The organism is Streptomyces sp. NPDC033221 (genome assembly GCF_055577005.1).
This window is the reverse complement of sequence record NZ_JBVIQN010000053.1, coordinates 1-14,261: the sequence shown is the minus strand read 5'-3', so window position 1 is coordinate 14,261 and position 14,261 is coordinate 1. Positions and strand designations below refer to the sequence as shown.

10 protein-coding genes are annotated in these 14,261 nt (G+C 71.7%); 5 read left to right on the top strand and 5 right to left on the bottom strand.

Features of this window, described 5'->3' with window-relative positions:
• The first annotated feature begins 815 nt into the window (after positions 1-815).
• From dxs to ACZ53K_RS39415, 3 genes are all read left to right on the top strand, one after another.
• Positions 816-2,786: a 1-deoxy-D-xylulose-5-phosphate synthase gene (gene dxs, locus ACZ53K_RS39425; protein WP_468846980.1), complete on the top strand. Its 1,971-nt coding sequence runs from the start codon at positions 816-818 to the stop codon at positions 2,784-2,786.
• A 361-nt stretch (positions 2,787-3,147) separates the two neighbouring features.
• On the top strand, positions 3,148-4,728 hold the full coding sequence (locus tag ACZ53K_RS39420) for an amino acid permease (RefSeq protein WP_468846978.1): 1,581 nt from the start codon (positions 3,148-3,150) through the stop codon (positions 4,726-4,728).
• A 151-nt stretch (positions 4,729-4,879) separates the two neighbouring features.
• Positions 4,880-5,395, top strand: coding sequence for an NUDIX hydrolase (locus tag ACZ53K_RS39415; protein WP_468846975.1), 516 nt, complete (start codon positions 4,880-4,882; stop codon positions 5,393-5,395).
• Positions 5,396-5,485: 90 nt separating this feature from the next.
• Here the strand turns inward: ACZ53K_RS39415 and ACZ53K_RS39410 are convergent, their stop codons facing one another.
• Both ACZ53K_RS39410 and ACZ53K_RS39405 read right to left on the bottom strand, forming a co-directional pair.
• Complete coding sequence (locus ACZ53K_RS39410; protein ID WP_468846972.1) at positions 5,486-7,612, bottom strand: 3-hydroxyacyl-CoA dehydrogenase NAD-binding domain-containing protein; 2,127 nt, start codon at positions 7,610-7,612, stop codon at positions 5,486-5,488.
• Positions 7,609-8,829 (bottom strand): thiolase family protein, encoded by a 1,221-nt coding sequence (locus ACZ53K_RS39405; protein WP_468846969.1) that lies wholly within the window; start codon positions 8,827-8,829, stop codon positions 7,609-7,611. Before ACZ53K_RS39405 ends, ACZ53K_RS39410 begins: the two co-directional genes overlap by 4 nt.
• A gap of 547 nt (positions 8,830-9,376) precedes the next feature.
• Here ACZ53K_RS39405 and ACZ53K_RS39400 point away from each other — a divergent pair.
• Positions 9,377-9,865, top strand: coding sequence for a PepSY domain-containing protein (locus ACZ53K_RS39400; protein WP_468846966.1), 489 nt, complete (start codon positions 9,377-9,379; stop codon positions 9,863-9,865).
• A gap of 43 nt (positions 9,866-9,908) precedes the next feature.
• Here ACZ53K_RS39400 and ACZ53K_RS39395 read toward each other — a convergent pair whose 3' ends face one another.
• The 3 genes from ACZ53K_RS39395 to ACZ53K_RS39385 form a co-directional block, all read right to left on the bottom strand.
• On the bottom strand, positions 9,909-11,183 hold the full coding sequence (locus ACZ53K_RS39395) for a ribonuclease D (RefSeq protein WP_468846964.1): 1,275 nt from the start codon (positions 11,181-11,183) through the stop codon (positions 9,909-9,911).
• Positions 11,184-11,266: 83 nt separating this feature from the next.
• Complete coding sequence (locus ACZ53K_RS39390; RefSeq protein WP_003985651.1) at positions 11,267-11,929, bottom strand: response regulator transcription factor; 663 nt, start codon at positions 11,927-11,929, stop codon at positions 11,267-11,269.
• A gap of 408 nt (positions 11,930-12,337) precedes the next feature.
• On the bottom strand, positions 12,338-12,994 hold the full coding sequence (locus ACZ53K_RS39385) for a DUF3000 domain-containing protein (RefSeq protein ID WP_468846962.1): 657 nt from the start codon (positions 12,992-12,994) through the stop codon (positions 12,338-12,340).
• Between the two features lie 102 nt (positions 12,995-13,096).
• Between ACZ53K_RS39385 and hemE the strand changes: the two genes are divergently transcribed.
• Positions 13,097-14,164, top strand: coding sequence for a uroporphyrinogen decarboxylase (hemE, locus tag ACZ53K_RS39380; protein ID WP_468846960.1), 1,068 nt, complete (start codon positions 13,097-13,099; stop codon positions 14,162-14,164).
• The last annotated feature ends 97 nt before the right edge of the window (positions 14,165-14,261 follow it).

The window sequence follows — 14,261 nt, the reverse complement described above, 5'->3', positions numbered from 1 at the left end:
CATCGTCTAGGGCTGTTGTGAACCCAGACATCCGGCTGTCTGCGGGGATGGCCCCCTACACGCCCCCTCCCGTGGTTGTGCGACCCCCTGCCGGTGGGGGGAGGGGAAAGAAGGTGACTCTGGTTGGGCGCCCACCAGGCCAGGAGGCTCGCGGGGCGGAGGGCGCGGGAGGCCATTCACATCACCCGGCCGAGGACGCGCACCTCACGGGTCCCGCACCCAGCCTGCCGCGCTCCGCACGGCAGGCACCCTTCCCCGTGCTCCGCACGGGGGACGCCTTCCCCTGCGCTGCGCGCAGGGGCGCCCGGCACGGCCTTGCCACGGCGGCGGGAGAGCCGCTATCAGGCCGGGGCTCGGGTCCACGCAGGGGTCTCCCCGCAGGCAGCCGGATCTCTGGGTTCACAACAGCCCTCGACGACGCCGTGCACGGTGCCGTGGGGGTCCCCCCGGCCGGAGGCTGGGGGAGAGTGACCCCTGCGTGGGCCCGAGCCCCCCCACCCACCGGCCAGACCGCGCACAACGCGCACTCCCACAACCCGGCACACCGCGCGCAAAGCGCGCCCCGCACAACCCCAGTCCGTCCGGCGCTTGAGGACACCTGAACCGCAACCACAACGGCGGGAATGCCGAACACCCGTCCACCCCCAAGGGCCATTCGCGTGACATACATCGCACGGCCCGTTCTCCGTCGTCGCAAGCGGAACATTAGACTCGGCAGATCGGCAAGCTCGACCAGCCAGAGCCAGCTACAACCAGGCGAATCTGCACGAAGCAGCACGAATCGCTCGAACCAGCTCGACAGCAAGGAGGCACGGGTGGCGCTGCTGACCCGTATCAAGGGACCGCGCGATCTGGACCGACTCGGACCGGAGCAGCTGGAGCAGCTGGCGGGGGAGATCCGTACCTTCCTCGTCGACGCCGTCTCCAAGACCGGCGGGCACCTCGGCCCCAACCTCGGCGTGGTCGAGCTGACCATCGCCCTGCACCGGGTCTTCGAGTCGCCGAAGGACAAGGTGCTGTGGGACACGGGACACCAGTCCTACGTCCACAAGCTGCTCACCGGCCGCCAGGACTTCGCGAAGCTGAAGATGAAGGGCGGCCTGTCCGGCTACCCGTCGCAGGCCGAGTCCGAGCACGACGTCATCGAGAACAGCCACGCCTCCACCGTCCTGGGCTGGGCCGACGGTCTGGCCAAGGCCAACGAGGTGCTGCGCAAAAACGATCATGTCGTCGCGGTCATCGGGGACGGCGCGCTGACCGGCGGCATGGCCTGGGAGGCGCTGAACAACATCGCGGCCGCCAAGGACCGCCCCCTGGTCATCGTCGTCAACGACAACGAGCGCTCGTACGCGCCGACCATCGGCGGCCTCGCCAACCACCTCGCCACCCTGCGCACCACCGACGGTTACGAGCGCTTCCTCGCCCGCGGCAAGGACCTGCTGGAGCGCACCCCGGTCGTCGGCAGGCCGCTGTACGAGACACTGCACGGCGCCAAGAAGGGCCTGAAGGACTTCATCGCCCCGCAGGGCATGTTCGAGGACCTGGGGCTGAAGTACGTCGGGCCGATCGACGGGCACGACATAGTGGCTCTGGAGTCCGCGCTGCAGCGCGCCAAGCGCTTCGGCGGCCCGGTCATCGTGCACTGTCTGACCGAGAAGGGGCGCGGCTACCAGCCCGCCCTGCAGGACGAGGCGGACCGCTTCCACGCCGTCGGCAAGATCCACCCGGACACGGGCCTGCCGATCGCCTCCTCCGGCGCCGACTGGACCTCGGTCTTCGGCGAGGAGATGGTCAAGCTCGGCCGCGAGCGCGAGGACATCGTCGCGATCACGGCCGCCATGCTGCAGCCGGTGGGTCTGGACAAGTTCGCCAAGTCCTTCCCCGACCGGGTGTACGACGTCGGTATCGCCGAGCAGCACGCCGCCGTCTCCGCGGCGGGGCTGGCCACCGGTGGTCTGCACCCCGTCTTCGCCGTGTACGCCACGTTCCTCAACCGTGCCTTCGACCAGGTCCTGATGGACGTCGCGCTGCACAAGTGCGGCGTCACCTTCGTCCTGGACCGGGCGGGTGTCACCGGCACCGACGGCGCGTCGCACAACGGCATGTGGGACATGTCGATCCTCCAGGTCGTGCCCGGCCTGCGGATCGCCGCCCCGCGCGACGCCGACCAGGTCCGTGCCCAGCTGCGCGAGGCCGTCGAGGTCGACGACGCCCCGACCGTCGTGCGCTACTCGAAGGGCGCGGTCGGCCCGGCCGTGGAGGCCGTGGGCCGGATCGGCGGTATGGACGTGCTGCGCGAGCCCGGAGCGGGCGTGGAGCGGCCCGACGTGCTGCTGGTGTCGGTGGGCGCGCTGGCGCCGATGTGCCTGGAGATCGCCGGCCTGCTCGACAAGCAGGGCATCTCGACGACGGTCGTGGACCCGCGCTGGGTCAAGCCGGTCGACGCGGCGCTGCCGGGGCTGGCCGACGGGCACCGCGTCGTGGTGACCGTCGAGGACAACAGCCGCTCGGGCGGTGTCGGCTCCGCGGTCGCGCAGGCGCTGCGGGACGCGGGCGTGGACGTGCCGCTGCGTGACTTCGGTATTCCGGAGCGCTTCCTCGACCACGCCTCCCGCAAGGAGATCCTGGCCGAGATCGGGCTCACCGCGCCGGACATCGCCCGGCAGGTGACGGGTCTGGTGTCCAAGATCGACGGCCGGTACGAGGGTACGGACCGGTCCGTGGACGCCGCGGAGTCCGTGGGCGCCGCGGACGACGCCGAGCGGGCCGAGGCCGCCCGCGACTGACGGCGGCGGCAGGGGGAACCGGCGCGGCCGGTTCTCCCTGTGGGGGATGTGCGGCCGGCAGATGGACGCGTACACACGAATAGGTGACCGGTTGCATCGGCCGTTCACCGGACGCACACGCGCCGCTCAAGTTGGCACAAACCCGACGCGCAACCCTGCACAAACACCGCCGAACGGTCATACGATGGGCTGGTGGGCCACCCGAACGGGTGCAACCACCGGCCCGTCGGCATATCCGCCCGTCCGTACCATCGGGTGAATCCCCGCCGCGCGCAGGCCCGCCGCACCGTACTCGTCCCGACCATTGCGCAGACTCGGTCAGTTCACGAGTCGCGACGGTCGTCCAGGCGGAGGTTGGCCCATGAGCAGCACACAGCGGGGCACGGGGAACGGACCGGACCGCGGCAGCGGCGGGGACGGCAGAGGCGGCGGGGGCGGTGTCCGGGGGCGTCGTGACGGGCTGTTCCGGACCAAGACGGTCGAGGAGTCGATCCGGGACACCGAGGAGCCGGAGCACGCGCTCAAGAAGTCCCTCTCCGCCCTCGACCTGACGGTCTTCGGCGTCGGCGTCGTCATCGGGACCGGCATCTTCGTCCTCACCGGCAAGATCGCCAAGGAGACGGCGGGCCCGGCCGTCGCCCTCTCCTTCGTCGCCGCCGGCCTGGTCTGCGCGCTGGCCGCGCTCTGCTACGCGGAGTTCGCCTCGACCGTGCCGGTGGCCGGCTCCGCGTACACCTTCTCGTACGCCTCGCTCGGCGAGCTGCCCGCCTGGATCATCGGCTGGGACCTCGTGCTGGAGCTGGCGCTGGGCTGCGCGGTGGTCGCCGTCGGCTGGTCGGGTTACGTCCGCTCGCTGCTGGACACCGCCGGGGTCCAGCTGCCGCAGGGGCTGTCCGGTACGCACGAGGGGACCTTCGGGTTCGATCTGCTGGCGTGTTTCCTGGTGCTGGTCCTGACCGCGATCCTCGTCGTCGGCATGAAGCTGTCCTCCCGGGTGACCTCGGTGATCGTCGGTATCAAGGTCACCGTCGTCCTGCTCGTCATCATCGCGGGCGCCTTCTTCATCACCGGCGCCAACTACGAGCCGTTCATCCCGCCGAGCCGGGCCACCGAGGGCGGCGACGGCCTCGCGGCGCCGCTGTCGCAGCTCGTCTTCGGCTTCACCCCGGCCGACTTCGGCGTGATGGGCGTCTTCGCGGCCGCCGCGGTCGTTTTCTTCGCCTTCATCGGCTTCGACATCGTCGCCACCGCCGCCGAGGAGACCCGCCTCCCGCAGCGCGACGTACCGCGCGGCATCCTCGGCTCGCTGGCCATCTGCACGGTGCTGTACGTCGCCGTGTCGATCGTCGTCACCGGGATGCAGAAGTACAGCGAACTGTCCACGGACGCCCCGCTCGCCGATGCGTTCAAGTCCGTCGGGCACCCGTTCTGGGCGGGGCTGATCAGCTTCGGCGCGGCCGTCGGCCTGACCTCGGTCTGCATGATCCTGCTGCTCGGCCAGAGCCGGGTCTTCTTCGCGATGAGCCGCGACGGCCTGTTGCCGAAGCTGTTCTCGCAGGTCCACCCGCGCTTCGGCACCCCGTACCGGTCGACCGTCGCCCTCGGCGTCGTGGTCGCCGTCGTGGCCGGGTTCACCTCGATCGACGAGCTCGCGGAACTGGTCAACATCGGCACGCTGTTCGCTTTCGTCGTGGTCGCGCTCGGCGTCGTCATCCTGCGCCGCTCCCGCCCGGACCTGCCCCGCTCCTTCCGTACGCCGCTGGTGCCGTTCGTCCCGGCCCTGTCGGTGCTGGCCTCGCTCTGGCTGATGCTCAACCTGCCCGCGGAGACATGGCTGCGGTTCGGTGTCTGGATGCTGATCGGCTTCGTCGTGTACTTCGCGTACGGGCGCGGCCACAGCCGGATGAACGGCCGGACGAACGGACGCACGGGTCGCGGGTGAGGCCGGGCGGCGGGCCGGGCGGCGGTGTCAGCCGCCGCCCCCGCGCCGGACGGTGTTGGCCGCGTCCACGACCACCAGAGTGCTCATGGTTCCAGCGTGGCACGGGGAAAAATCCTGTCGGACACCGTGGGCGCGGCCGTACGCTGCCGGGATGCCCACGACCGAGAACCGATCCCACCCGGTACGCCGTTCCGCCCGCGTCCTGCTCCTCGGCACGGACGACAGCCTGCTGCTCTTCCGCGGCTACCTCGACCCTGCCCGCCCCGACGCCGGGCACTGTTGGTTCACTCCCGGCGGCAGCGTGCAGGAAGGGGAGCCGCTGCGCGCGGCGGCGGCGCGGGAGCTGGCGGAGGAGACCGGGCTGCGGGTGGCGCCCGACGCGCTGGGGCCGCTGGTCGCCCGTACCTCCGGGTATGCGGAACTGCCGTGGGCGAGCGGCCGGTTCGAGGACGTGTTCTTCCTGCACCGCGTCGCCCCGTACCGAGTCGACACCAGCGGCTTCGCGGAGCACGAGACCGCCTCCATCACGGGCCACCGCTGGTGGCCGGTGGACGAACTGACCACGACGGATGAAACGGTCTTCCCGTACGGGCTGCCGCCGCTGCTCGCGGATGTGTGCGGCGGCCGGGTGCCGGCCGAGCCCGTATGGCTGCCGTGGCACCACTGAGAGCGGCCCTCGTGCCGTCGCTGGAAACACGGCTGCCCCGGCACCGCTGAGCAGCGGTACCAGGGCAGCCGGTGAAACGGTGCCGCAGCCTTACGCGGGCACGCTCGCCACGCCCTGGGCGAGGAACTTCTTGCCGTTGACGCGCTCGGAGACGCCCTCGCGGTCGAGGTACGGCGTGATGCCGCCCAGGTGGAAGGGCCAGCCGGCGCCGGTGATCAGGCACAGGTCGATGTCCTGCGCCTCGGCGACCACGCCCTCGTCCAGCATCAGGCCGATCTCCTGCGCGACGGCGTCCAGGACGCGGTCGCGGACCTGCTCCTCGGTCAGGACGGAGTCGCCCTGCTTGAGGAGGGCGGCGACCTCCGGGTCCAGCTCCGGCTTGCCGGAGTCGTAGACGTAGAAGCCGCGCTTGCCGGCCTTGACCACGGCGGCCAGGTTCGGCGAGACGGTGAAGCGCTCCGGGAAGGCGCCGTGCAGCGTCTCGGAGACGTGCAGGCCGATCGCCGGGCCGACCAGCTCCAGCAGCACCAGCGGTGACATCGGCAGCCCGAGGGGCTCGATGGCCTTCTCGGCGGTCTCGACCGGGGTGCCCTCGTCGATGACGTTCTGGATCTCGCCCATGAAGCGGGTCAGGATGCGGTTGACCACGAACGCCGGGGCGTCCTTGACCAGCACGGCCGTCTTCTTCAGCGACTTGGCGACGGAGAACGCGGTGGCCAGCGACGCGTCGTCGGTCTGCTCGGCGCGCACGATCTCCAGCAGCGGCAGGATCGCGACCGGGTTGAAGAAGTGGAAGCCCACGACCCGCTCGGGGTGCTTGAGCTTGGACGCCATCTCGGTGACCGAGAGGGACGAGGTGTTGGTGGCGAGGATGGCGTGCTCCGGCACGACCGCCTCGACCTCGGCGAACACCTGCTGCTTGACGCCCATCTCCTCGAAGACGGCCTCGATGACGAAGTCCGCGTCGCCGAAGGCGGTGGCCTTGTCGAGGTGGCCGCTGACCAGGCCCTTGAGGCGGTTGGCCTTGTCCTGGTTGACGCGGCCCTTCAGGAGCAGCTTGTCGATCTCGCCGTGGACGTACTCGACGCCCTTGTCGATCCGGGCCTGGTCGATGTCGGTCAGCACGACCGGCACCTCCAGACGGCGCGCGAACAGCAGCGCCAGCTGCGAGGCCATCAGGCCCGCGCCGACGACGCCCACCTTGGTGACCGGGCGCGCCAGCGACTTGTCCGGGGCGCCGGCGGGGCGCTTCGCGCGCTTCTGCACCAGGTTGAACGAGTAGATGCCGCTGCGCAGCTCGCCGCCCATGATCAGGTCCGCGAGGGCCTGGTCCTCGGCGTCGAAGCCCTGGCGCAGGTCGCCGTTCTTGGCGGCGGCGATGATGTCCAGCGCGCGGTACGCGGCCGGGGCGGCGCCGTGCACCTTGCTGTCCGCGATGCCCTTGCCGCGCTGGACGGCCTGGTCCCAGGCCTCGCCGCGGTCGACGTCGGCCCGTACGACCTCGGTGTCGCCCTTGAGGACCGAGGCGGTCCACAGCAGCGACTGCTCCAGGAAGTCGGCGCCCTCGAAGATCGCGTCGGCGATGCCCAGGTCGTAGACCTGCTGGCCCTTGAGCTGCTTGTTCTGGTTGAGCGAGTTCTCGATGATCACCGAGACCGCGCGGTCGGCGCCGATCAGGTTCGGCAGCAGTACACAGCCGCCCCAGCCGGGCACCAGGCCGAGGAAGACCTCGGGCAGCGAGAACGCGGGCAGCGCCTTGGAGACGGTGCGGTACGTGCAGTGCAGACCGACCTCGACGCCGCCGCCCATCGCGGCACCGTTGTAGTACGCGAAGGTCGGTACGGCCAGGCCGGACAGCCGCTTGAAGACGTCGTGGCCGCCCTTGCCGATGGCCAGCGCGTCCTCGTGCCGCTTGAGCAGCTCGACACCCTTGAGGTCGGCGCCGACGGCGAAGATGAACGGCTTGCCGGTGACACCGACGCCGACGATCTTGCCGTCCTTGGCCTCCGCCTCGACCTGGTCGACCGCGGCGTCCAGGTTCGCCAGCGACTGCGGGCCGAAGGTGGTCGGCTTGGTGTGGTCCAGGCCGTTGTCCAGCGTGATCAGCGCGAAGGTGCCGGCGCCCGGCAGCTCCAGGTGCCGGACGTGCGCCTGGGTGACGACCTCGTCGGGGAACAGCTCGGCCGCGCCCTTGAGCAGTTCTGTCGTAGTGCTCACTTGCCTGCTCCCTCGAAGTGCGGGTTCTCCCAGATGACCGTGCCGCCCATGCCGAAGCCGACGCACATGGAGGTGATGCCGTAGCGGACGTGCGGCTGCTCCTCGAACTGCCGCGCCAGCTGCGTCATCAGACGCACGCCGGAGGAGGCGAGGGGGTGGCCGAAGGCGATCGCGCCGCCGTACTGGTTGACGCGCGGGTCGTCGTCCGCGATGCCGTAGTGGTCCAGCAGTGACAGCACCTGGACGGCGAACGCCTCGTTGACCTCGAAGAGGCCGATGTCGTCGATGGTCAGCCCCGCCTTGGCGAGGGCCTTCTCGGTCGCCGGGACCGGGCCGATGCCCATGACCTCCGGCTCCACGCCCGCGAAGGCGTAGTCCACCAGGCGCATCTTGACCGGCAGGCCCAGCTCGCGGGCCACGTCCTCGGCGGCGATCAGCGAGGCGGTGGCACCGTCGTTCAGGCCCGCCGCGTTGCCGGCGGTGACGCGGCCGTGCGGACGGAAGGGCGTCTTGAGACCCGCGAGGTTCTCAAGGGTGGTGCCCGGCCGCATCGGCTCGTCGGCGGTCGCCAGGCCCCAGCCGGTCTCGCCGGCCTCCGCGTTGGTGCGGCGCACCGAGACCGGCACCAGGTCGGCCTGGATCTTGCCGTCGGCGTACGCCTTGGCGGCCTTCTCCTGGCTGCGTACCGCGTACGCGTCGGCGCGCTGCTTGGTGAGGTGGGGGAGGCGGTCGTGGAGGTTCTCCGCCGTCATGCCCATGAAGAGGGCCGACTGGTCGACCAGCTTCTCGCTGACGAAGCGCGGGTTGGGGTCGACGCCCTCGCCCATGGGGTGGCGGCCCATGTGCTCGACGCCGCCGGCCACGGCGATGTCGTACGCACCGAAGGAGACGCCGCCCGCGATGCTCGTCACGGCGGTCATGGCACCGGCGCACATCCGGTCGATGGAGAAGCCGGGGACGGACTGCGGCAGGCCGGCCAGGATGCCGGCGGTACGGCCCAGGGTCAGGCCCTGGTCGCCGATCTGGGTCGTGGCGGCGAGGGCGACCTCGTCGATACGGGCCGGGTCGAGGTCCGGGTTGCGGCGCAGCAGCTCCCGGATGCACTTGACGACCAGGTCGTCGGCGCGGGTCTCGTGGTAGATGCCCTTCGGGCCCGCCTTGCCGAACGGGGTGCGGACGCCGTCGACGAAGACGACGTCCCTAGCGGTACGAGGCACGTTGGCTCTCCTCCAGGTGCGGGGTGGCACTGCTGCGGGCGCGCCCTCGGGCGCGTCACGGTCCTCATGCTACTTGCGAGTAACTGGGCTGCACAGTCCTGTCGGGGTAAGCGGCGAAGGTCACAATGTCGACTTCGTCGACGGGGTTGCGGGTCGTGCGGTCGCCTGGTCGGGGTGCGGGTCGTGCGTGGTCGGTCCGGTGGGTGGATCCGAGTCCCGGTCGCCTTGCGGCTTTCCCGATGTGGTGGCTGGGGATCGGTGTGTGGAGGTGTGCGGCTCGGGCACCCGAGGGACTTCGGCCGGATGCGCGGCCTGGGGGGATTGTGGCGTATTGCGGCTTTATGGTGCGGATATGGATACGGATGGGAGCGTAGGCATGACCAAGCGTGTTCGGGCTGTCGGGGCTGTGTGCGCTGTCGCCTTGGCCGGTGGGCTGCTGGCCGGGTGCGGGGACGATGACGGGGGAGGGGGCGGCTCGTCGGCCTCGCCTTCGGCTGCGGCCTCCGGGGCGTCACCGTCGAAGGGGGGTGCGGGGTCGCCGGGTGCGATGACCGAGGACCAGCGCTCGCGCAAGACCCTCGTCCCGGAGGCCAAGATCTCGTACGACCAGGCGCTGAAGGCGGCCACGGCGGCCGTGGCGGGTTCGAAGCCGGTTGCGGTGGAGCTGAAGCGTGGGGCCGGGGGGAAGCCCGAGTGGCACGCGAAGGTGGCGGCCGCGGACGGCACGGAGAGCGCGGTGCGCGTCGACGCGGTGTCCGGGAAGGCGGACAAGCCGCGGGGCGAGGGGGAGGACGGCGACGACAAGAAGAAACTGGCCGGCCGGCTGAAGCGGGCCACCGTCACGCCGCAGCAGGCGGCGGCCACCGCGACCGGCAAGAAGAGCGGCACGGTCACCGCGGTGGAGCTGGACGACAACGACCAGAAGAAGGAGATCTGGTCGGTGGACGTCGTGACCACGAACGACTGGAACAAGACCACGTTCGACGTGGACGCGACGGACCGGAAGATCCTGCGCGAGCACATCGACCGGGACTGAGCCGGCGGGGGCGGGCCGGGATTTCCGGTCCGCCCCCGGAGGATCAGGCTCCGGTGGTGTGCAGGGCCTCGGTGAGGATCGGGGCGACCTGCTCGATCTGCCAGGGGCGGGCGCCGTGGCCGGCCAGTACGGCGGCGACCGTCTCCTCGGTGGGTTCGGCGGGCGGCTCCCAGCACAGGCGCCGCACCGTGTCCGGGGTGATCAGGTTCTCCTGGGGGAGGTTGAGGTCCTCGGCCAGCGCGGTCACCGCGGCACGGGCGGCGGACAGCCGGGCCGCGGCGGCCGGGTCCTTGTCGGCCCAGGAGCGGGGCGGCGGCGGGCCGTTCAGCGGCTGGCCGGGCTGCGGCAGTTCGCTGTCCGGCAGGGCGCGGGCGCGGTCCACGGCGGCCTGCCACTGTTCCAGCTGGCGGCGGCCCATGCGGTGGCCGAAGCCGTTGAGGGTGGCGAGGGCGTGGGTGTTGGGCGGCAGGTTCAGGGCCGCCTCGACGATCGCGGCGTCGCCGAGCACCTTGCCCGGTGAGACGTCGCGCCGCTGGGCGACCTGGTCCCGCGCGGTCCACAGTTCCCGTACGACGGCCATCTGCCGGCGGCGGCGCACCTTGTGCATTCCGGAGGTGCGGCGCCAGGGGTCCTTGCGGGGCGGCGCCGGGGGAGCGGCGGCGATGGCCGCGAACTCCTGGTGGGCCCATTCGAGCTTGCCCTGGCGTCCCAGTTCCTCTTCCAGGGCGTCGCGCAGGTCCACCAGCAGCTCGACGTCGAGTGCGGCGTAGCGCAGCCAGGGCTCGGGCAGCGGGCGGGTGGACCAGTCCACGGCGGAGTGGCCCTTCTCCAGGGCGTAGCCGAGGACGTTCTCCACCATCGCGCCGAGGCCGACCCGGGCGAAGCCGGCGAGGCGGCCGGCCAGCTCGGTGTCGAAGAGGCGGGACGGGATCATGCCTATGTCGCGCAGGCAGGGCAGGTCCTGGGTGGCGGCGTGCAGGACCCACTCGGTGCCGGCGATCGCCTCGCCCAGCGCGGAGAGGTCGGGGCAGCCGACCGGGTCGATCAGGACGCTGCCGGCGCCTTCGCGGCGCAGTTGTACGAGGTAGGCGCGCTGGCCGTAGCGGTAGCCGGAGGCCCGCTCGGCGTCCACCGCCACCGGACCCGTTCCGGCCGCGAAGGCCGACACGACTTCGGCAAGTTCCTCGGCCGCCGCGGTCACGGCGGGGGTGCCCTCGTGCGGTTCCAGTAGGGGGACCGGCGCCGGGCGGGTGTCCGGAGGGGCGTCTCCGGTTGTTCGCAGTGTCGAGTCTTCTGCGGTCTTTTGGGCGTCGGTCACCAGTCAAGGGTATCTGTGTATGCACGGCGCCCGCCGAGGGAACGTTCCCTCGACGGGCGTGACGGCGGATTCGGGGCCGGGAGTCAGTGGATGATGCCGGTGCGCAGGGCGACGGCGACCATGCCGGCCCGGTCACCGGTGCCCAGCTTGCGGGCGATGCGGGCGAGGTGGCTCTTGACGGTCAGTGCCGACAGGCCCATCGAGACGCCGATGGCCTTGTTGGACTGGCCCTCCGCAACCAGCCGCAGCACCTCGACCTCGCGTCCGGACAGTTCGCGGTAGCCGCCCGGGTGGCCGGGGGCGCCCGGGGGGCGGCGGTGCATCCGGGCGGCGTTGGCGCCGATGGGTGCGGCGCCGGGGCGGCCCGGGAGGCCGAGGTTCGTGCGGGTGCCGGTGACGACGTATCCCTTGACGCCGCCGGCGAGGGCGTTGCGAACGGCGCCGATGTCGTCGGCGGCGGAGAGGGCGAGGCCGTTGGGCCACCCCGCGGCCCGGGTCTCGGACAGCAGGGTCAGGCCGGAGCCGTCGGGCAGGTGGACGTCGGCAACGCAGATGTCGCGTGGGCTGCCGACGCGGGGACGGGCCTCCGCGATGGACGACGCCTCGATCACGTCACGTACTCCGAGGGCCCACAGATGGCGGGTGACGGTGGAGCGGACGCGAGGGTCGGCCACGACGACCATGGCCGTCGGCTTGTTCGGGCGGTAGGCGACCAGGCTCGAAGGTTGCTCGAGGAGAACTGACACCGGGCCTCCTGGGGGAGTGGCGGGACGGGCGCCGACATTTGGGGGCGAGTCGGAATACTCCGTCTTTGAAGGGTCACTGACCTCTTCGGCATCAAACCGGCCCGACTTTAGAGTTTGATCTCAACTTAGTTAGGTTCATTTCGGGCAAATCGGTCGCTTGATCGACTTTGGAGTGATCCTGCGGCGGAAGGTTGCCGTGAAACCGTTCGAGCGTCGCGGGGCAGGCCGGTACCTGCCGTCCCGTCAGGTGGCGCGACAGGGGGCGCGGTCACGCGCCGGTGGATGCGCGGCCGCGCCGGGAAGTGCGTCCGTACATCGCTCGTCACCGCCGTACGCGGGCCGGTGCACCAGCACGCCGGCGGGCAGGCGGACGCGCGCGCTCCCCGGTACTTCCGTACGCCGGGCGCATCAGCGCGCCTGCGGCCCCCTGCGCTGCGGCAGCGGTACGACCCCGCCGCGCGGTGACGGCTCGTGAGTGACCGGCGGCAGTCCCGCCACCTGGCACAGCAGATCGCACCACGCGCTGAGGTGGGCCGCGAGATCCGGTACGCCGCCCTGCCCCTCCTCCGGGGTCCACGAGGCGCGCATCTCGATCTGGGTCGCCGGGGCCCGGTCCGCGAGCCCGCCGAAGTAGTGCGAACTGGCGCGGGTGACCGTGCCGCTCGGTTCCCCGTACCGCACGCCGCGCGCGTCCAGCGCCCCCGTGAGCCAGGACCAGGAGACCTCGGGGAGCAGCGGGTCGGAGCCCATTTCCGGCTCCAGCTCGGCGCGGGCCAGCGTCACCACCCGGAAGGTGCCCTGCCAGGCCTCGTGCCCGGCCGGGTCGTGCAGCAGCACCAGTCTCCCGTCGGCGAGATCGGTGTCCTCCCCCTCGGGACCGGTGCCCGGCTCGACGACCGCCGCCTCCAGCGCGTACGCGTGAGGCGCGAGGCGCTTGGGCGCGGGCGTCGGCTCGATCTCGATCTCGGGACGCAGCCGTGCCGTGCGGAGCGCCTCGATCGCCTGACGGAAGGGGATGGGGACGTTGTCCGCGCTGTCCGCGAGGTGTTCGTGAGCCGCAGCCATGCCCGGAAGGTTAGGCGGAAGGAGCCGCTCGGTGAGGGAGGACACCCGGTGCGCGCGTCGCCCATTCGGAGGCGCCCTCGCGCGCGTGCGAAGATTTGGTACGTGAGCGTCAACGACCGCCCGACGGGCCAGCAGCAGACCGGTACGCACGACTCGGCCTTCCTCAAGGCCTGCCGGCGGGAGCCGGTGCCGCACACGCCGGTGTGGTTCATGCGCCAGGCCGGGCGGTCGCTGCCCGAGTACCGCAAGGTCCGCGAGGGCACCGCGATGCTCGAATCCTGCATGATGCCGGAGCTGGTCACCGAGATCACCCTCCAGCCGGTCCGCCGGCACGGCGTCGACGCGGCGATCTACTTCAGCGACATCGTCGTGCCCCTGAAGGCCATCGGCGTCGACCTGGACATCAAGCCGGGCGTCGGCCCGGTCGTCGAGAAGCCGATCCGTACGCGCGCCGACCTGGAGCAGCTGCGCCCGCTGGAGCCGGACGACGTCGCGTACGTCACCGAGGCCGTGCGGATGCTCGTCGGCGAGCTGGGCGGCACGCCGCTGATCGGCTTCGCGGGTGCGCCCTTCACGCTCGCCAGCTACCTCGTCGAGGGCGGCCCGTCCCGCAACCACGAGCACACCAAGGCGATGATGTACGGCGACCCGCAGCTCTGGGCCGACCTGCTCGACCGCCTGTCCGGGATCACCTCCGCGTTCCTGAAGGTGCAGATCGAGGCGGGCGCGAGCGCCGTGCAGCTCTTCGACTCCTGGGTGGGCGCGCTGGCCCCCGCCGATTACCGCCGCTCCGTCCTTCCGGCCTCCGCCAAGGTCTTCGAGGCGGTGTCCGGGTACGGCGTCCCGCGCATCCACTTCGGTGTCGGCACCGGTGAGCTGCTGGGCCTGATGGGTGAGGCGGGCGCGGACGTCGTCGGCGTCGACTGGCGCATCCCGCTGGACGAGGCGGTCCGCCGCGTCGGTCCCGGCAAGGCGCTCCAGGGCAACATCGACCCCGCCGTGCTGTTCGCGCCGCGCGAGGCGGTCGAGACCAAGGCCCGCGAGGTGCTGGACGCGGCCGCCGGCCTGGAGGGCCACATCTTCAACCTGGGCCACGGCGTGCTGCCCAACACCGACCCGGCCGCGCTGACCCGCCTCGTGGAGTACGTCCACGAGCAGACGGCGCGCTGACCCGGCGGGGGGGGGGGGGGGGGGGGGGGGGGGGGGGGGGGGGGGGGGGGGGGGGGGGGGGGGGGGGGGGGGGGGGGGGGGGGGGGGGGGGGGGGGA